Below are 17,036 nucleotides of genomic sequence, written 5' to 3'. Positions count from 1 at the left end.
ACCCTGCCACTGCTTCCAGATAGGCATGTTGTATTTGGGTAACGTAAGCGGCTTTTCAGCATAGCTGTTTCCGCATACGTATATTGGTCATGGCATAGCCCATCTTCTGATAAAGATAGACGGCTGTCTCGTTGTGTGCAAATACATGTAGAGCCAGCCTTTCCGCACCAAGCTCTCTTGCTCTTTCATCAAGCGTTTGAAGCGCCAATTGAGCAAGTCCTTTTCCGCGAAAGGCTTCATACAATCCAAAGGAATAGATAAACGCTTCCTTTTGCGGATGTAATGGATCAGCATACAGCCAGAGCCAGCCCATTCTTTCTCCTTGGTCATTTGTGATGTTCCAAAAATAATGATTGCTGCTGTCTCGCCCATTCGGAATCATGTTTTCATATGCCTGCTCCGATTTCTCAAACGCCTCTTTTTCCGTCCAAGTTCCTGACGTTATGTTTTGTTTCGCAAAATTTTGCACGGACATCCCGCGAAAGGCTTCGAACTCTTCCTCAGTCATGTCTTCCAAAGTGAATGCCATCCTGTATTCCTCCTTTATAAAAAAAGCCCAGCTGATGCCGGACGAATAACGCAGAAATGGATCTCTATTTTACTGCTTCAGTTAATTCCTGGACTTTCTATTATTCGATAAGAACAGGAGATTTCCTGCAAATGGGCTTGTTCTTAAACATTAGTGAAAAGCTTACGTGTAACTCCCCATGATGATCATGATAGAAACAATCAAACAGATCATCGCTGGTATCGCCATGATGGCCGATTGTCTTGCTCGAAACATATGCGCATGAATGGCTCCCGCCATGAGAACGACAAACAGAACACCTGCTCCAATCGCTGCATTCCGATTCCAAATTCCCGCTGTCATAGCAAGTGCCCCGGCTATTTCAAGAATGCCAGTAACAGTCAGAAACCATAATGGATATTGATAATGCCGCCAATGCTCAACTTGAAAGGGAACGCGGCTTACCTTTATGATGCCTCCCGCAAGCATAAAAACTGCCAAACTGACTTTCAGAATAATAGATATCATCTTACGTCATTCCTTTTCGGAAGCATCCCGTATATCAAAAGATTCACAACCTCTGCTGCGAGGCTTGCCGGATCTTTGATTCCGGTTAACAAAAATGAATCGGTTAAATGTTCAATCATGCCGACCAAACACTCAGCGACAGTTTCCATATCCAGTTCAGAGTGAAAATAGCCAAGCCGCTGTTCTGCTTCTAAGTTCTCTTTCAAAACCATCGCCAAGTCTTTTTTCATTTGTTTTGCTTCCGGGTTGAGAAAAAAGCCGATCTTGGTTAAATCCTTGTCCTCAGCCAGACATTGAAAAACAGATTCCACAGCAGACAGCACCCGTTTTGTCACATCCTCCGTGTTTAATCCGTTTTCCAGAAGAAGTGACTCTGTCAGCTTTCTTACTCGGAAGTGAAAATCGGTGATTAACTCCTCAAAGATGGCTTCTTTGCTTTGAAAGTACAGGTAAAATGAAGGCTGCGTGAACCCAGCTTTTTTTACAATTTCACTTACCTTAGCGTCATGGAATCCCCGAATCGAAAATTCATTAGCGGCAGCTTTGAGTAACCGTTTCCGGCTTTCTTCCCCTTTACGTCCTTTTTTACTTTTCAACGAGGACCACCCCCAAAAATAATACTCGCAAGTAATGTTACTAACGAGTATTATTTCATGACATTAGCTTCATTGTCAATGATTTCAAACTGATCCTGTTTGCCAGCTTCCTTTATTAAAAGGTCTCATGCATTTCGAATAACTGAATCAATTCATTGCTTCCTATATCAATGGCTTTTCATTCACTGATAATTGAGCATCACTCCGGGGCCAGATAGAGTTTTGCCCGTAAATGCAAGGAACAATTGGGTGCAGCGGCGCATAATGTACTGTACAGAAAGATGGAAGGGTGTGATGGGATGCCGTCTACAGTAATCAACCTATATTATTTGAAGATCAACAGTATTTCGGGCAATGGTTCAATTACAATAGGCGAAGCTGCTTATAACAGCCCTACCAACAATCAAAAATCTCAAGGGACCAACTCTTCTTTCGGTGATACATCACCTACAGAATCCGTAATGGAAAACTTCTTAAACGATCCTGATGTAAATGACCAGACATCTATCGGCAACTCTGATACATCCAACGTTAATGCTCCTCCGATTGCACCACCGCCAATTTTAGATTAAAGGGGTTTCGTCTATGCCATATCAAATTAACATCGCAAATATTAAGATCAACGGCGTCACGCAAAACGGAAATATAGATGTCGGTCCGACTGTGCACAACAGCCATACTGCGAACAGCAAATATTTTGGAGCAAACTTTTCCTTAGGGGATCTTTCGCCTACGTCTTCACTTTTAAACACTGGAAATATTGATTCAGACGTTAGTGACCAAGACCAAATCGGAAACCCTTCTGCGCCGATTTCAAATCAAATTTAAGGAGAATCTCATATGGATTTCGAAAAAATTCGAAAGTGGCTTGAGATTACGAATGAATATAAACAAAGTGACTTTTGGACAAATGTGCTCAAATATAAAGCCCCGGAACATTTTTTTGATTCCGAAGCTTCTACGTTTGTTTACGACTTTTATCAAGATGAGGAATATAATTTTATCATTGTGGAAATGCCCGGTGTGTATGAGGAAGAATTAACGATCCGTTTACTGTCTAAAACCCAGCTGCTGATCAAAGGAACGATCACGCCTGTTTTTCCAGCCGAAATGGAAGTGCTGCGTGAACGGTATTACGGAGAAATTGAGCGAATCATTCAGCTTCCCGAAGCCGCTGAAACTCATTTGTTACAGATTCAGCTGTTAAACGGGCTTCTGCATATTTCGTACCCAAGACAAGTTGAAACCATTGCGTTCAATAAGGGGCTTTAAGATTGATTGTTCCTTCATTCCTTATCCATAGGGACTGATATATGGTCTTTATATTGATCCACATAAATATCCCCATTACCCATCAGCACTGCGTACACGGTCTCTTTCACCTTTATGTCTCTTTTTCGCAATTCTTCCAAAAGCCAGGATTCCGTCAAACGATTCTGCTTTAAATTATTCTCAATGATTTCTCCGTCCATAATAAGTTCTATCGGAAGCCTTTGTTCTTGGTTTACCGCAATCATTAAATCCTGTTTGGTCACATGCCGGAATTGCGGTTTTCTTAACACAGTCAGCTGACCATTCGTTTCAAGAATGGCAAAAAGAACTTCTTCGATATTAAATATTTCTTTTTCCCGTAATTGCTGATTTAAATAATCAAGTGTGTAACGCATTTTCCTCATATTTGATTCAAGTATCTTCCCGTTTTGAATCAGCACTGTTGGATCTCCGGCAAAAAATTTCCTCAGCTTCCTGTTCTTTATCGACAGAAACGAAATTAGAAAAATGGTTAGCACAAAAATACTAAACGAAATGGCCATATTGTGCGGTTTTATTGAAGTATTGTAAGCTAATCCGGCAGCAATCGCCCCTAGTGTGATCGCCGCAATAAAATCAAAAATCGTCATTTGAGAGATTGTCTGTTTGCCTAAAATTCGTTCTGCGATTAACAGCAAGCCAAAGCTGGCAACCGTTCTAATGACAACTTCAAGTTCAATCATGTTATGGTGCTCCCCGCTTCCCAGATTGTTTTGGCCAAAACTCCTGCTGCTATCATTGTTTGGCTTAATATATCCATCTATACCAAAAATATTGTTCGGTTCAGGACAGAATGAACCGACTGCCTTTCGGATATATTAAATTGCGATTGGCCGGAAGAAAAGCCAATCCCATGACAAATCTAATTCATCATTGGTCAGGTGGTAGCATGAATTTCACTTGGGAATCTCTTGTTCTCATTGTAGCCGGGGTCATTTTGCTGAGAATTTCAGGAAGGAAATCAATCGCACAAATGACGTCAACTCAAACAGTTGTCATGATTTCGATCGGAACTATTATCGTTCAGCCAATCATTGAGTACAGCCTCTTCAAAACATTAATTGCAGCGGCAATTTTCACAAGCACACTCATCGTTATGGAATGGATCCAAATGAAATCGAACACCATTGAAAAGATGTTAACCGGAAAAGCAAAAATCGTCATTGAAAACGGACAGCTTCATATCGAAAACTTAAAGAAGATGAGACTTACAGCTGACCAGCTTGAAATGCAGCTAAGGCTTCACGGCGTTACGGCTATACAAGATGTCAAAATTGCGACATTAGAGGCAAACGGGCAATTAGGAATAGAATTAACTGATGACGCCAAGCCTTTAACAGTCAGGGATCTGAAAAAACTCATTCACCCCGATTTCATAAATAAGGACGGACAAGCCCAGTCTGGCAATCAGAATATTTTTGATGAAGTTGGCAAAAAAAATAAAAAAAACGTCCCTAAAAAGCTGCATTAACAAAAGGCGCTTGTGGCATTTTGCAGGTTTTTGTCTCTTACTGAAAGTTTTTGCCGTTTTGTTTAAGCAACTGCTGCTCACACACCATATTGTATAAACAGTCATAACAGAGAGGAGAGATGAATGATGAAATTCCCAGTTTATATTCATTCGATATCCGGGAACAGCGTTTTTAATAACGGATTTGCAGTTTCCATCAGCCCGTTCTCTGTGTCTAAAACAACAGAGGGTTCCGGTGGGAGTAATACAGGTTTGGTTTTTGAATCCAATGCTTTAAGCCAAACAAGCTCCGCCAATCAAGCCCAAAATGTAACATATGCGATCCAAGAGCTGCTTTCCAAGCTTTTAGCGTAAAAATTAAGAAATAAACACTTCATGAGGTGCCGTATGGCTTTTCCAATTATTCACACGAACTTTTGGGATGCTGTGATAGCTGTTCCAATCATCATATTGATAACCCAAATCCTCAAAATATTATTGAAAATCCCCAAAACTTTTGTACCGTCAGTTGCCTTAATAACAGGCCTTGTCATTTCTGTTTTCATAAGCCATCGACACAGCCTCTTTTCTGGCGTATTTATGGGCTGGTTTTATGGCTACGCTGCTATAGGCTCCTACTCATCATTAAAAACGACTATCTTATCCTTCAGGCAAACGAAAAACGATACATCAAATTCATAGATGACATATAACGATCTGCCGCCTCTTTATCAGGCGGCTTTATTTCTGCTGATAGGTTGATCATCTTCAAAAGATGATCATTCACTCGCTATTATTTTTACCATTATGTTGATGCAATGATATAAAAACGCAATATCATAGAAGTAAATAGACTGCCAGCGTCCTTTATGACAGCTACTTCTGAGTGAAAGGAGTTTTTGAAGCATGCGATCTCAAATCAACATCTCAAATCTCACGATAAATGGAATGACACAAAACGCCAATACAGATATCGGACAAAACTTGCAAAACAGCCATACTGCGAACAGCAAAAATTACGGAGTGAATTTCACATTAGGAGATTACTCTCCTTCTCATTCAATTATTATTTCAGCAAGTTGTGATAATGATACAAGTGATCAAGGGCAGGTTGATAACCCTTCTTCGCCTAGTGAAGAATAAAAAAAGAACTCATTTGAGTTCTTTTTTTGCCTTATTCCTTTATTCGCCTTCATATAATCGATAAACCCTTTTCAGCTTTTGTTCAAGCTGTTCAAAATGAACAAAACGGGCTTCTCTTAGAAACTCAGTCCCATCAATGAACAAAAGAAGCACAGGAACGGTGAAAACTGAAAATCTGCCGGCGACCTCTGCTACATCGTCAGCATTGATATGCCCCAATTTGATGTTTGGAAACTGATCCAATACTATTCTGAGCTGGGGCAGGACTGCGTGACATACTGTACAGGCAGGCCTTGATATATAAATAAAACTGAATTTGTGCTGTTTGATAAAATTATCTATAGAATCTAATGAATGTAATTCTGTCATCTCTTTCATCCATTTACTCCTTCAAATAGGTCTGTCTTTTATAACCAAGCTCATCAATACGTATCATTCACTATACTGATTTATATTTATTATATCCGCTTTTTTACTTTGCAGAGTACCTGCAAGCTTGCCGAAAATGTCAAAATAAAAGAACAGTTACTGACAAGCAACAACTGTTCTTACATACTTTCGTATTAAAAATGCAAAGCGTAAGCTCCTGAACCGATGAGTGCAACCCCTATGGAAACTGCAATGAGCACCAGGTTATATTCAAAACCTCCGGCGCCATTCGCAAAACCTTTCGCTCCATGGACTTTTACGATAGCACCTAACATGATGATCGTTATGATAGCAGCTCCAAGCGGGAGGAATACGCCTAAAATAAATAGAATTCCGCTTACTAACTCCCCAAGACCTGATAGAGCGGCCGCAACGTTTCCTGGTTTCACCCCAATTGATTCGAACCATTGTCCGGTTCCTTTAATCCCGTATCCGCCAAACCAGCCGAATAATTTTTGTGTGCCATAAAACAAAAACACCACACCAATCATTATACGAATAAGCAACAGTCCTGCATCTTCCATTTGTATCTCTCCTCATCTTTAATTTTATCTAATTCTTTGCTGACGGTATCCAGCAATCATCAATTGAATATATGTTTCTTTATTTTTTATGTGTCAAATCAATCTAACTCTCTTACTTCAAACGGCAGCAGCCCTTGTTCAATTTGTGTGCGATGCGGTTCATATTGCACAGGCAGCATCAGTTTTTCGCCCATTGTTTCCTGTGTTTCATCATGTGCAAAGCCTGGGGGATCAGTTGCGATTTCAAACAGGATTTCCCCGTGTTCCCTGAAGTAAATGGCATTAAAGTAGTTTCTATCCCGAACAGGAGTTACACCATATCCGTGCGAAGCAATATATCTTTGCCAATCTAACTGATCTTCATCATCGTTAGCCCGCCAAGCGATGTGATGCACCGTTCCGGCCCCCATTTGCCCGCGGCCAATAGGCGTTAACTTAAGGTCAATCACATTTCCGATATCACCGGCGGAACGATAACGAACGAAGTCTCCTTCTTTGCCGACTCGCTCCAGCCCCATGATGTTTTCTAAAAGGTCAGCGGTTTTGTCAGGCTGCTCTGATAATAGGGTTGCACCCCCAAAACCTTTAATGGCAACATCGGGCGTTACTTCTCCGAAAGTCCACGTATTAGCCTCTCCTTCTTCTCTTTCCACGATTTCTAAGTGCAGTCCATGAGGATCATCAAATTCTACATATTGTTCCCCAAAGCGCTCGATTTTGGTGTAGGGAACGTTGAACTTTTCTAGTCTCTTTTCCCAAAATGCCATAGCCCCTTTCGGCACGACATACGAAGTCACGCCAACTTGACCGTCTCCAATGACGCCTTGGCGGGCTCCGGCCCACGGAAAGAAGGTAATGATTGTTCCCGGCTTCCCGCCTTCATTCCCAAAATAAAGATGATACGTACCTGGGTCATCAAAATTGACAGTTTGCTTGACCAAACGAAGCCCAAGCACTCCTGCGTAAAAATCTGTGTTCTCTTGAGGGTGACCGACAATCGCTGTAATATGATGAATTCCCATCGTTTTTTTAGCCATTTTTATCCGCTCCTTTTACATATACTCAACAAACTCATTCACAGGCTTCCGGTAGCCGCGCGGTCTTCTGCTCTCTGTTTTTTCTTTTCCAATCGTAATCATCATGACAACCTCAAATTGGTCGTCTATGTTCAAAATCCGTTTTACGGCTTCCGCATCAAAGCCGATCATCGGGCAGGTATCCCAGCCTTTTTCCTTAGCACTCAGCATAAACATCATCGCAGAAAGTGAAGCATTCCTTATCGCCTCATCTCTCTTAAATTGTTCTCCCCTGTTTTCATAAAACGAAACGGTGTCTTGCACCATGTGGTCATACTCTTGCTTATTTAATATCCCCAATACCTTTAAACCTTCATAGATATCGGCCGCTTGTTGATATGCCTGCTTATCCCCTAATACCAAGAGAACCGCAGAAGAGCTAACCACTTTATATTGTCCGTTTGCGGCCTGCTTCAGCTTTTCCTTTACGTCCTGGTCAAGAACCGTCACATATTTTGTATGCTGCAAATTAAAAGCCGATGGTGCCAATGCAACCAATTCAAACATCTCATTGAGATCTTCTTTTGTGATTGGATGACCTGAAAGAAAATTGCTTGCAGATCGTCTTTCATTGACTAAATGAGTAAATTCAGCCATTACGCTACACTCCCTTTTATCTCGAATTCGAGATATTATGTTATAAAAAATCATATTGAATATTGTGTAAAAGAACTGACAACGATTGAACACTTAGAGTTGCGCTTGATCGCTGATCTTTCCGACCAAATATCTCAAATTAAAATATCTTGAATATGAGATAATAGTAAAATACAGATCTTCTCATGTCAATAGGTTTTTGAAAATTAGGTGGAAATTTTTCACTGACGGCAGCATTTTAATAGCGAATCATCACTGTTGTTACATAAGAACTCATTTGTTTGCTGTATGACCTTTTTAGCATAGCTCCAACTTTTTTTCTGTCACCTTATTTATTAGTAAACAGGAAACAACGTTGCTATAGACCCACTCGAAATTGAATTGGTATGATAAACAAAGTGATTACACAGGAAAGGATACGGAGAGCGTATATAGAGCACTCCTATTTTTTTGTGCAGTTTTATAGGAGGAAAAAATGGCAAGTGAAAGAGAACAAATAAGCAGAAAAGTTGCTTTGATTGCATTGATCGCCAATCTGATCTTAATGGCAGGAAAGGTCTTTTTTGGGCTGGTAGGCGATAGTGAAGCCGTGTTTGCAGACGGAATACATTCCGCGGCAGATGTCGTTGCTTCGATTGCAGTCTTGGCAGTGATCGGAATTTCCAATAAACCGCCCGATCAAGACCATCCTTTTGGTCACGGAAAAGCTGAAGTCATTAGTGAGGCGATTGTAGGAATTATCTTAGTGATCGTATCCGTTTATATCCTCATAGAAGCGATTCTGTCCTTTGTTAAAGGGCCAAGCGTTCCCCAATACAGCGCATTGTTTGCGGCTCTGATTTCGTACGTGGCTAAGGAAATCTTATATCGTTATTCTATAAAGCAAGGGGAAAAATGGAACAGCAAAGCGATTATAGCGATTGCGTACGATCATAAAGGCGATATCGTTGCCTCTCTTGCCGCTTTTATCGGCGTCCTGTTGGCTATCATCGGAAACACCCGCGGATGGTCCTATCTGTTGTACGCCGATGCCATTGCCAGTGCAATCGTTGCTTACCTCATTTTTAAGATTTCAATGGAATTAATCAGGCCGTCTGTTGATGTGCTCATGGAAAAGAGTGTTGATCCCGAGCTGATAGAGGAATATAAAGCTGTTATTTTTCAATGTGATCAAGTAAAACGAATTGATAGAATCCGCGCGCGAGAACATGGCCACTATAAATTGCTTGATGTCCGTTTATCTTTGGATCATGATTTGACAATTAAGCAGGGACACGATATTGCCCGCGAAATTCGAAATGAAATCAAAAGACAGTTTTCAGATGTAGAAGAAGTGCTCATCCATGTAAATCCTTATTTCGAAGAGTGAAAAGCTCCTTTTTAGAAGGAGCTTTTTCTTTATGATGCAAACTTTACCTTTAGAACTCGCCCGTACTATATAATGTGGATGTATATAATCATAGGGACAGAAAGGTTGTTAGAATGAAGGAATTTTTTTCGATTGGAGAAGTGTCAAGGTTATTCAATGTGAAAATCTCTGCTCTTCGGTATTATGATGAAATCGGCCTTTTGAAACCGGAATATAAAGATGGGCAAACGAACTATAGATATTATTCTACCCAACAGTTTGAGCGGCTGGATACCATCAAGTATTTGAGGGCCCTAGGCCTGCCAATCAATAAGCTTCTTGATTTTTATAACTCTCAAAATACAAACACTCTTCTTCATTTACTAAAAAGCCAGCAGGCTGAAATTGATCGCAAAAAGAAAGAATTGGAACGCATTGAACGAAAGATCTCCCGACGCATCACACATATAGAAGATGCCGTTAACATGCCGTTATATCAAATTACAAAAATCAAACTTCCCGCAATGCGTGTGGCTTACTTGCAGCATGAATATGTTCTCGGCCATGATATCGAACATTCGTTAGCTGAATTGAGAACCCACCTGAATGTGAACGAAGATATATTCATAGGCAAGATCGGTTTATCCATATCAGCAGCAAATGTGAAAGCAAAACAGTTTGACAAATATTCCAGTATATTTATGATTCTTGAAGATGAAAATGAAAAAACTTCTTCAGAAATCATCTTTCCTTCAAGAGAATATCTGCAAATTAGGTTTAAAGGGTCACATCCAGAAGCCGAACCATACTACAAAAAATTACTGGCATATATGAAAGAACATCATTATGAGGTAGCAGGGGACTCAATTGAAATCACACTCATTGATTATGGCATTACGAATAACCTAGATAATTATGTGACTGAAATCCTGCTGCCCATCAAATAATCTCATGAATATGTTTTTATCTCCCTTGACTCTCTACTAACTAGAGGGTTTATTTTTTATGCAGGAATGATTTTTGGAGGAGAAAGCTTATGTTTGGAACGATTTTTAACACAGTGATGATTATTGCAGGAAGCATAATCGGGGGGATATTCAAAAAAGGCATTAAAGATGAATACCAGGATATTTTGATGCAGGCAATGGGGTTCGCTGCGGTCGCGCTGGGGATCAACGCCATTACACAGCACTTGCCTGATAGTAAATACCCCATTCTATTCATCGTGAGTTTAGCCATTGGAGGTTTGCTAGGCCAGATCATCAATTTAGAATTACGATTCAACAAGCTGGTGAACAAATTTTCTAAAAGTAATTTAGCAGAGGGCTTATCTACTGCGGTCTTATTATTTTGTATAGGTTCGCTGTCAATATTGGGCCCTGTTGAAGCCGCTTTGCATGGAGATTATACATACCTCCTGACAAACGGGATGTTAGATGGGATCACCTCCATTGTGCTCGCTTCAACTTTTGGTTTTGGAATAGCGGCTGCAGCCATTGTATTATTTGCCTGGCAGGGCTCCATCTATTTATTTGCTAAAGTAATGGAGAGCGCAATCAATACAGACCTTATTAATGAAATCACAATTGTGGGAGGCATACTCATCCTCAGTTCAGGTCTAAGCATTCTTGGAATCAAGAAGTTCAAAACATTGAATTTGCTGCCTTCCCTCTTGATCCCTCCTGTTGTGATTTTTGTGATTCATGCATTTGGATTGCGGTTTTAATGAAGCGGCTCCACAAAGGAGGTTAATATTCTGTTATATTGATTTTCAATAATCTGTTCCAATCGTTTTATTTCCTTTTTATCTTGGATTTGACGTCTAACAACAACTGTATTATATTGTAAATAAAGTCTGTTATATCAAAATCAGATTCCCCATCACGAAACGGCACATTCATTTAAACAATGTTGGGAGGGGCATTTGTATGTCAAACCATTCATCTAGTATTCCCGAATTAAGTGACAACGGTATCCGCTATTATCAAACTTATAATGAAAGCCTTAGTCTTTGGCCGGTCCGTTGCAAATCATTCTATATATCTACTCGTTTTAGTCAAACACATGTGATTGCAAGCGGCCCAGAGGATGCCCCGCCGCTTGTATTACTCCACGGAGCATTATTCAGCTCGACGATGTGGTATCCCAACATCGCCGATTGGAGCAGCAAATACAGAACTTATGCAGTTGATATCATAGGTGATAAAAACAAGAGTATTCCTGAGAATTTAAGCGGTACAAGAACGGATTACGCCAATTGGCTTCTTGATGTGTTTGACAATCTGGGGATCGAAAAGTCCCACATGATCGGACTTTCGCTTGGCGGTCTCCATACGATGAATTTCCTTTTACGTATGCCTGAGAGAGTAAAAAGCGCAGCTATACTGAGTCCGGCAGAAACGTTTTTGCCATTTCATCACGATTTCTACAAATACGCTCTTGGCCTTACAGCGTCAAATGGAGTTGAAACATTCTTAAATTGGATGATGAATGATCAGAATGTGCTGCACCCGATTTTTGTGAAGCAGTTTCAGGCAGGGGTAATGTGGCAGGATGGATCAAGAAATCCAAATCCTAAAGCAGACGGATTTCCGTATGTTTTTACCGATGAGGAATTACGTTCAGCAAGAGTTCCTATCCTATTATTACTTGGTGAACATGAAGTCATCTATGATCCCCACTCAGCCCTGCACCGAGCCTCTTCATTCGTTCCTGATATTGAGGCGGAAGTCATTAAAAATGCCGGACATGTTTTATCGATGGAACAACCCGCTTACGTAAATGAACGTGTAATGCGTTTTTTCAATGCAGAAACAGGCATTTCACGGTAAGGGCTTATAAGATAGTGTTTTGCATTCATAAAGACCTGCAATATACTTCTAGCCGGGCATTTCAAAAAATAGAGTCCCTCTTATGGACTCTATTTTTCTTGGACAAAACCCGCAGCTGGTTTTGTGTGCTTGTTTCTTTAGGTTTCTTATATGATCAGTTGTAAAATCCTTTATTTTCAAGAAGGATTCTCAAGATCGTTGGCATCAAGTAGTGAATGCAAAGTCAAAAAATCATGTCACTTCTCCTGGGATGCCTGCTAGTATGATGCAGCTTCTGCCAATATGAAACAAAGTTCCATCCATATCGAAAATGAGTGATGGCGCCATAAGTGTCTCCTTTTAACTGCCGACTTCATCTTCTAAATACTACCATATGCAAAAAAAGCAGATCATTAAAGATCTGCTTTTTCTATTACACACTGATTTGTTTCTTTTGTTCATGATCTATTTCCGGCTGTATTTCCTTTGTCAGTTGATGCCCTTCTATATCCACGTTCGGAATCATCTTGTCCAGCCATTTCGGCAAATACCAGGCTGCATTCCCCATCAGCTTCATGACACTTGGAATCAGTGTCATTCTTACAATAAAGGCATCAAAGAGCACACCAAAGGAAAGAGCTAATCCGTTGGCTTTAATAGAAGCTTCGCCTGCAAAGATAAATCCTGCAAAAACGAAGATCATGATCAAGCCGGCTGCTGTAACAACAGGACCACTGTGTTTTAATCCAGCCTGAATGGCTTGTACTGGATTGTTTGTTTTTACATATTCTTCACGCATTCTGCTGACAAGGAATACTTGATAATCCATGGCTAACCCGAACAGAATCCCAATAGATAAAATCGGCAGGAACGCGAGTATCGGCCCTCTTTCAGGTATTTTGAAAAAGTCGATGAGATTCCCGTCTTGCAAGACAAATACACAGATTCCAAGAGTGGCTGTCATCGTCAACATGAAACCTGCAACAGCAACAAACGGCACAAGCAGCGAACGGAAAACGATGGTCAGCAATACAAACGCAAAGCCAACAATAAGTACAGCAAACACCGGTATCGCATCATTCAGGCGATCTGAAATGTCAATATTCACTGCAGTCGATCCAGTAACAAGCAAATCTACTCCGTTTTTATCTGACAAACTGCGTACATCGTGTACCAAATCTTTCGTTGTGACATCATTTGGACCTGTTTCCGGAACGACCGTAATGATGGCAAAGTTCCCTTCTTTATTAGGCATTGCAGGGGTGACACTTGCTACATGGTCTAAGCCCTTTATTTCTTTCACTGCATCTGCGAAAGCCTCCGCCTTATTTTCTGTAGCATTTGTGGCATCCGCTACGATTGTTAATTGGCCATTAAATCCTTCTCCAAAGCCTTCGGCAAGCAAGTCATATGCCCGGCGATCCGGATTATCCTTAGCTTTCATCCCAGCATCAGGCAAGCCCAGTTCCAAATGCATAGATGGGATACTAATGACGATCAAAATCAGAATGCTGCATACACTTAGCATGATAGGATTTTTGGTGACAAAGCGTCCCCAGACATTTGTTTCAGTGCTTTGTTTTTCTATTTTCTTGTTTGATTTCGGAATCATCCGCTTCCCTGCAATCGATAAGACCGCAGGCACAAGTGTGATTGAAGCCAAAACAGCCATCAGTACACTAAGCCCTGCTGTCAGCCCCATCGCGGACATAAAAGGAATGTTAACGACAGTCAATCCGCAAAGTGCAACGATAACAGTAAGTCCGGCAAAAACGACTGCGCTTCCCGCTGTTCCCACGGCTCTCGCAATTGATTCATTCTTTTGTATGCCTTCGCCTAAAAACTGGCGGTGTTTCGTAAAAATAAATAAAGCATAATCAATACCAACAGCAAGGCCAATCATTCCGGCTAATGAAAGACTGACGGAAGCAATATCAAATACTTGTGTCCCAATCAAAACCAGTCCAATACTTACACCTAAACCAATCAGTGCAGTTAAAATCGGCAAACCTGCTATTAATAAAGAACCGAATGTAATGGCTAAAACGACAAAAGCCAAGATAATGCCGACAATTTCAGAGACACCGCCTATCTCCATCTCGGCTCCCGGTACATCTCCGCTTAGCTCAGTTTGCAATCCTTCATCATCAGCCATTTTCAAACTGTCTTTTAAGTGTTTGATAGAGTAATCCTTTATATCATCTGCTGATGATTTATACTTGATATCAGCATAGGCAACTGTGCCATCTTTCGCGATTGTCCCTGTCAAAAAAGGACTTGCAATCGAGTCAACAGAATCATCTTTACTGATTTCTTTGAGCGTATCTTCTATTGCTTTTTTTGCTGGGTTCCCAGTAAGTTTCTCCCCATCACCAGCACCGAAAATAACCCGTATGCTCCCTTTATCAGGACCGTGAGGAAATTCTTTCTGAATCACATCCATCGCTTTTTCCGAAGGTGTGTCAGGTATGGACATGTCCTCAGAAAAATTTGGTTTCAAGGTGACTGCAAGGCCTATCGCAGCAACTAACACAACGATCCACGCACATATTGCTTTTATGCGATTGCGAGCAACCCATCCTCCTAATGTATATAACATTTTTGACATGATAATCTCCTTTCAACACATTGCTTGATCACATTCTTTCTCATTGTAGTTGACAATGAAATGAAAAAAACGTACATTCGGGCATGTACGTTTGGGCAATTTTCAAAAATGCAGTTTAGTTGTCTATTGTCAGAATACCTTTTTGCATGGCAATCGTTACTGCCTCAGTTCTTGAATTCGCGCCTAATTTATTGTAAATGGACGTTAATCTGGACTTTACTGTTCGCTCAGAGACGCCCAAATCAAAGGCAATCGCTTTGCTTTTAAGACCTTTAGCAATTGCTTTTAGAACAATGACTTCCTTTTCTGTCAGCTGCGTCTCATTGCGCTGCTTTTTCATCCGCTCAAATTGGATTTCTTGCAGACGTTTGAGGATATCAGGCTGCAACAGCACATTTCCTCTGATCGCTGCATCCATTGTGTGAAAAAGGGTTTCTGAACTCGTATCCTTTAACAGATATCCTTTCGCTCCTAATTCAATCCCTTCGATCATTAAGTGATCTTCATTATATGTAGTCAAAATAATGATGGGGATATCGTGTTTTTCTTTTATTTGTTTAATGGCCTCTAACCCGCTCATCTCCGGCATATACAAATCCATCAGAATGATATCCGGTTCTAATTCATCTGCAAGACGGACTGCGACTTTTCCATTTTCCGCCTCTCCTATAATGGTGTATTGATCATTCGTTTCAATTAAAAGCTTCAGACCTTCCCTCACGACAAGATGGTCATCAACGATTAAAACCTTATTCATCTTGCATCTCTCCCTGAATTGGTACAGTGATCTCAATTTGTGTTCCTTTCAATTTTGTACTCTTGATATTGAATTGGCCATTTATTGCCCTGACACGTTCTTGTATGCCAAGAAGCCCATAATGTCCTCTCTTTTTCTTTCCTTTTTCAACATCAAATCCCTTGCCGTTATCCTTAACTGTTAAATGGAGCCTTCCCTTTTCATCATCCCAAATGGATATCCAGATTTTTTTCGCCTCAGCATGCTTTGCCGCATTCGTCATGCATTCTCCAATGATGTAATAACAGTTTTCAGCTGTACGCACATCCAGCACCTGATGCAATCTGTAATCTAATAAACAAGCCATGCCTGTCGACTCTATAAAATGATCCATTAGCGAGGTAATTCTTTCTTTTAAAACACCGATTTCTTCTGATTTGCTGCGGAGATCGTCAATAGCTGAACGTGCATCAGCTAATGTGCTTTTCACTCTTTTCATCGATTGTTGTATGATTTCCTTCGCTCTCTCTGTGTTGCCTTTGGCGAGATGAACATGAATCGCATCCAGCTGCATATTTAAACTGACAAGACCTTGAGCAAGCGTATCGTGTAAGTCTCGGGCCATCCGCTGTCTTTCGTTCTGCAGCGTCAGCTGTTCTACCTGCTGATGAGCCAGCTCCAGCCTTTCAAGAGTCAATTGAGCTTTTATTTTTTCATCGACTTGGGCAAAAAATGTTGCGGCATAAGTGATGATGACAATCATGATCGGCGCAGCAATAACAATAAAATGCAAAACTTCACCTTTATGAAGGTGATACGCCGAATTTATGACCAGCAGCAGCAATAGATAAAGAATGGGAATCGTCCTTCTTCTGTCTGCCATTCCTAAAATCTGTCCAATCAAAAATGCATAAAGGCCAATGATGACCAGCATAAGGTAGCCAGTCATGAGATTAGCAAGTGTAAAGGTGATCAAACCTTGTATCACAAAATACAGAACCACCCTTTTCTTAACCCAGCGATATGAGTGCCAATGAAGCAAAGCAAAAATGGCGATTAATATGGTAAACGCATAAAGCAATAAAATGGACCAGCCCCCAGAAACAAATTGCAGCACGATAGAGGCTATATAGATCATGAGAATAAAAGCCAGGCCCGGCACTCTGAGTGCAAGCATGTTTAATGCCCGCCTATCATGTGAGTAATATTTATCTTTAAAAGGATTCCTTATAAGCAAACCTTATCCACTTCCTTTACCTGTTTCACCGAATAGAGATTCATGAAAATCGAACCCATACTTCAACGTGCAAACATACATGTATCCAATCATTTTATAGGAAGAGAAGGAACACAACAATATCAGGTGCAGGGA

Annotated in this window: 22 protein-coding genes; 11 read left to right on the top strand and 11 right to left on the bottom strand. The window is 40.7% G+C overall.

Features of this window, described 5'->3' with window-relative positions; translation table 11 throughout:
• Window positions 1-55: 55 nt before the first annotated feature.
• The 3 genes from MKY50_RS03160 to MKY50_RS03150 form a co-directional block, all read right to left on the bottom strand.
• A complete protein-coding gene (locus MKY50_RS03160; RefSeq protein WP_003234145.1) occupies window positions 56-529 on the bottom strand; it encodes a GNAT family N-acetyltransferase in 474 nt (157 codons plus the stop codon).
• Between the two features lie 162 nt (window positions 530-691).
• Window positions 692-1,036, bottom strand: a complete 345-nt coding sequence (locus MKY50_RS03155) for a DoxX family protein (protein WP_015715317.1) — start codon at window positions 1,034-1,036, stop codon at window positions 692-694.
• On the bottom strand, window positions 1,033-1,632 hold the full coding sequence (locus MKY50_RS03150) for a TetR/AcrR family transcriptional regulator (protein ID WP_317680259.1): 600 nt from the start codon (window positions 1,630-1,632) through the stop codon (window positions 1,033-1,035). Before MKY50_RS03150 ends, MKY50_RS03155 begins: the two co-directional genes overlap by 4 nt.
• Before the next feature lie 299 nt (window positions 1,633-1,931).
• Here MKY50_RS03150 and MKY50_RS03145 point away from each other — a divergent pair, with 299 nt between their 5' ends.
• Genes MKY50_RS03145 through cotP form a run of 3 tightly spaced genes read left to right on the top strand, consistent with a single transcriptional unit; the run spans window position 1,932 to window position 2,904 of the window.
• A complete protein-coding gene (locus tag MKY50_RS03145) occupies window positions 1,932-2,204 on the top strand; it encodes a spore germination protein (RefSeq protein ID WP_003243854.1) in 273 nt (90 codons plus the stop codon).
• 13 nt (window positions 2,205-2,217) lie between these two features.
• The gene (locus MKY50_RS03140; RefSeq protein ID WP_003234151.1) at window positions 2,218-2,460 is read left to right on the top strand and encodes a spore germination protein; all 243 of its coding nucleotides are present in this window, start codon (window positions 2,218-2,220) and stop codon (window positions 2,458-2,460) included.
• Between the two features lie 12 nt (window positions 2,461-2,472).
• Window positions 2,473-2,904: a spore coat protein CotP gene (gene cotP / locus MKY50_RS03135; RefSeq protein ID WP_015715315.1), complete on the top strand. Its 432-nt coding sequence runs from the start codon at window positions 2,473-2,475 to the stop codon at window positions 2,902-2,904.
• A gap of 14 nt (window positions 2,905-2,918) precedes the next feature.
• Here the strand turns inward: cotP and MKY50_RS03130 are convergent, their stop codons facing one another.
• Window positions 2,919-3,626, bottom strand: a complete 708-nt coding sequence (locus MKY50_RS03130; protein ID WP_015715314.1) for a DUF421 domain-containing protein — start codon at window positions 3,624-3,626, stop codon at window positions 2,919-2,921.
• Window positions 3,627-3,832: 206 nt separating this feature from the next.
• On the opposite strand from MKY50_RS03130, the gene MKY50_RS03125 reads away from it, so the two are divergent.
• From MKY50_RS03125 to MKY50_RS03110, 4 genes are all read left to right on the top strand, one after another.
• Window positions 3,833-4,414: a DUF421 domain-containing protein gene (locus tag MKY50_RS03125; protein WP_003234158.1), complete on the top strand. Its 582-nt coding sequence runs from the start codon at window positions 3,833-3,835 to the stop codon at window positions 4,412-4,414.
• Window positions 4,415-4,537: 123 nt separating this feature from the next.
• Window positions 4,538-4,768: a spore germination protein gene (locus tag MKY50_RS03120; RefSeq protein ID WP_003244212.1), complete on the top strand. Its 231-nt coding sequence runs from the start codon at window positions 4,538-4,540 to the stop codon at window positions 4,766-4,768.
• 33 nt (window positions 4,769-4,801) lie between these two features.
• Window positions 4,802-5,095: a hypothetical protein gene (locus MKY50_RS03115; RefSeq protein ID WP_009969672.1), complete on the top strand. Its 294-nt coding sequence runs from the start codon at window positions 4,802-4,804 to the stop codon at window positions 5,093-5,095.
• A 204-nt stretch (window positions 5,096-5,299) separates the two neighbouring features.
• Window positions 5,300-5,536, top strand: coding sequence for a spore germination protein (locus tag MKY50_RS03110; RefSeq protein ID WP_003244342.1), 237 nt, complete (start codon window positions 5,300-5,302; stop codon window positions 5,534-5,536).
• 39 nt (window positions 5,537-5,575) lie between these two features.
• Here the strand turns inward: MKY50_RS03110 and MKY50_RS03105 are convergent, their stop codons facing one another.
• From MKY50_RS03105 to MKY50_RS03090, 4 genes are all read right to left on the bottom strand, one after another.
• Window positions 5,576-5,914, bottom strand: coding sequence for a thioredoxin family protein (locus tag MKY50_RS03105; protein ID WP_024572376.1), 339 nt, complete (start codon window positions 5,912-5,914; stop codon window positions 5,576-5,578).
• A gap of 185 nt (window positions 5,915-6,099) precedes the next feature.
• Entirely contained in the window at window positions 6,100-6,489 is a 390-nt protein-coding gene (locus MKY50_RS03100; protein WP_003234169.1) for a DoxX family protein, read from the bottom strand.
• A 98-nt stretch (window positions 6,490-6,587) separates the two neighbouring features.
• Entirely contained in the window at window positions 6,588-7,526 is a 939-nt protein-coding gene (locus MKY50_RS03095) for a ring-cleaving dioxygenase (RefSeq protein ID WP_003234172.1), read from the bottom strand.
• A gap of 15 nt (window positions 7,527-7,541) precedes the next feature.
• Window positions 7,542-8,162, bottom strand: coding sequence for a nitroreductase family protein (locus tag MKY50_RS03090; RefSeq protein ID WP_003244392.1), 621 nt, complete (start codon window positions 8,160-8,162; stop codon window positions 7,542-7,544).
• A gap of 475 nt (window positions 8,163-8,637) precedes the next feature.
• On the opposite strand from MKY50_RS03090, the gene mneP reads away from it, so the two are divergent.
• From mneP to MKY50_RS03070, 4 genes are all read left to right on the top strand, one after another.
• Entirely contained in the window at window positions 8,638-9,531 is an 894-nt protein-coding gene (mneP, locus tag MKY50_RS03085; protein WP_015252717.1) for a manganese transporter MneP, read from the top strand.
• Window positions 9,532-9,644: 113 nt separating this feature from the next.
• Window positions 9,645-10,457, top strand: coding sequence for a MerR family transcriptional regulator (locus MKY50_RS03080; RefSeq protein WP_015715309.1), 813 nt, complete (start codon window positions 9,645-9,647; stop codon window positions 10,455-10,457).
• An 89-nt stretch (window positions 10,458-10,546) separates the two neighbouring features.
• Window positions 10,547-11,236 carry a DUF554 domain-containing protein gene (locus tag MKY50_RS03075; RefSeq protein ID WP_015252719.1) on the top strand — a complete coding sequence of 230 codons (690 nt, stop codon included), beginning with the start codon at window positions 10,547-10,549 and terminating at the stop codon, window positions 11,234-11,236.
• Between the two features lie 202 nt (window positions 11,237-11,438).
• Window positions 11,439-12,341, top strand: a complete 903-nt coding sequence (locus tag MKY50_RS03070; RefSeq protein ID WP_341116138.1) for a carboxylesterase — start codon at window positions 11,439-11,441, stop codon at window positions 12,339-12,341.
• 412 nt (window positions 12,342-12,753) lie between these two features.
• Here MKY50_RS03070 and MKY50_RS03065 read toward each other — a convergent pair whose 3' ends face one another.
• The 3 genes from MKY50_RS03065 to ydfH form a co-directional block, all read right to left on the bottom strand.
• Window positions 12,754-14,928: an MMPL family transporter gene (locus tag MKY50_RS03065; RefSeq protein ID WP_341116137.1), complete on the bottom strand. Its 2,175-nt coding sequence runs from the start codon at window positions 14,926-14,928 to the stop codon at window positions 12,754-12,756.
• 115 nt (window positions 14,929-15,043) lie between these two features.
• Window positions 15,044-15,685, bottom strand: a complete 642-nt coding sequence (gene ydfI / locus MKY50_RS03060; RefSeq protein WP_003234184.1) for a two-component system response regulator YdfI — start codon at window positions 15,683-15,685, stop codon at window positions 15,044-15,046.
• Window positions 15,678-16,901: a two-component system sensor histidine kinase YdfH gene (gene ydfH / locus MKY50_RS03055; protein WP_080479513.1), complete on the bottom strand. Its 1,224-nt coding sequence runs from the start codon at window positions 16,899-16,901 to the stop codon at window positions 15,678-15,680. Before ydfH ends, ydfI begins: the two co-directional genes overlap by 8 nt.
• Between the last annotated feature and the right edge of the window lie 135 nt (window positions 16,902-17,036).

It is taken from the genome of Bacillus sp. FSL R7-0685 (genome assembly GCF_038002425.1).
GTDB classification, from domain to species: domain Bacteria; phylum Bacillota; class Bacilli; order Bacillales; family Bacillaceae; genus Bacillus; species Bacillus subtilis.
This window is presented reverse-complemented; position numbering and strand designations above follow the sequence as displayed.

Coding starts and splice junctions, on each gene's coding strand:
- mneP (WP_015252717.1), top strand. CDS start 8,638: ATGGCAAGTGAAAGAGAACAAATAAGCAGAAAAGTTGCTTTGATTGCA.
- MKY50_RS03145 (WP_003243854.1), top strand. CDS start 1,932: ATGCCGTCTACAGTAATCAACCTATATTATTTGAAGATCAACAGTATT.
- MKY50_RS03110 (WP_003244342.1), top strand. CDS start 5,300: ATGCGATCTCAAATCAACATCTCAAATCTCACGATAAATGGAATGACA.
- MKY50_RS03070 (WP_341116138.1), top strand. CDS start 11,439: ATGTCAAACCATTCATCTAGTATTCCCGAATTAAGTGACAACGGTATC.
- MKY50_RS03105 (WP_024572376.1), bottom strand. CDS start 5,914: ATGAAAGAGATGACAGAATTACATTCATTAGATTCTATAGATAATTTT.
- MKY50_RS03160 (WP_003234145.1), bottom strand. CDS start 529: ATGGCATTCACTTTGGAAGACATGACTGAGGAAGAGTTCGAAGCCTTT.
- MKY50_RS03140 (WP_003234151.1), top strand. CDS start 2,218: ATGCCATATCAAATTAACATCGCAAATATTAAGATCAACGGCGTCACG.
- MKY50_RS03075 (WP_015252719.1), top strand. CDS start 10,547: ATGTTTGGAACGATTTTTAACACAGTGATGATTATTGCAGGAAGCATA.
- MKY50_RS03155 (WP_015715317.1), bottom strand. CDS start 1,036: ATGATATCTATTATTCTGAAAGTCAGTTTGGCAGTTTTTATGCTTGCG.
- MKY50_RS03080 (WP_015715309.1), top strand. CDS start 9,645: ATGAAGGAATTTTTTTCGATTGGAGAAGTGTCAAGGTTATTCAATGTG.
- MKY50_RS03120 (WP_003244212.1), top strand. CDS start 4,538: ATGATGAAATTCCCAGTTTATATTCATTCGATATCCGGGAACAGCGTT.
- MKY50_RS03100 (WP_003234169.1), bottom strand. CDS start 6,489: ATGGAAGATGCAGGACTGTTGCTTATTCGTATAATGATTGGTGTGGTG.
- MKY50_RS03065 (WP_341116137.1), bottom strand. CDS start 14,928: ATGTCAAAAATGTTATATACATTAGGAGGATGGGTTGCTCGCAATCGC.
- ydfI (WP_003234184.1), bottom strand. CDS start 15,685: ATGAATAAGGTTTTAATCGTTGATGACCATCTTGTCGTGAGGGAAGGT.
- MKY50_RS03095 (WP_003234172.1), bottom strand. CDS start 7,526: ATGGCTAAAAAAACGATGGGAATTCATCATATTACAGCGATTGTCGGT.
- MKY50_RS03090 (WP_003244392.1), bottom strand. CDS start 8,162: ATGGCTGAATTTACTCATTTAGTCAATGAAAGACGATCTGCAAGCAAT.
- MKY50_RS03115 (WP_009969672.1), top strand. CDS start 4,802: ATGGCTTTTCCAATTATTCACACGAACTTTTGGGATGCTGTGATAGCT.
- cotP (WP_015715315.1), top strand. CDS start 2,473: ATGGATTTCGAAAAAATTCGAAAGTGGCTTGAGATTACGAATGAATAT.
- MKY50_RS03130 (WP_015715314.1), bottom strand. CDS start 3,626: ATGATTGAACTTGAAGTTGTCATTAGAACGGTTGCCAGCTTTGGCTTG.
- MKY50_RS03125 (WP_003234158.1), top strand. CDS start 3,833: ATGAATTTCACTTGGGAATCTCTTGTTCTCATTGTAGCCGGGGTCATT.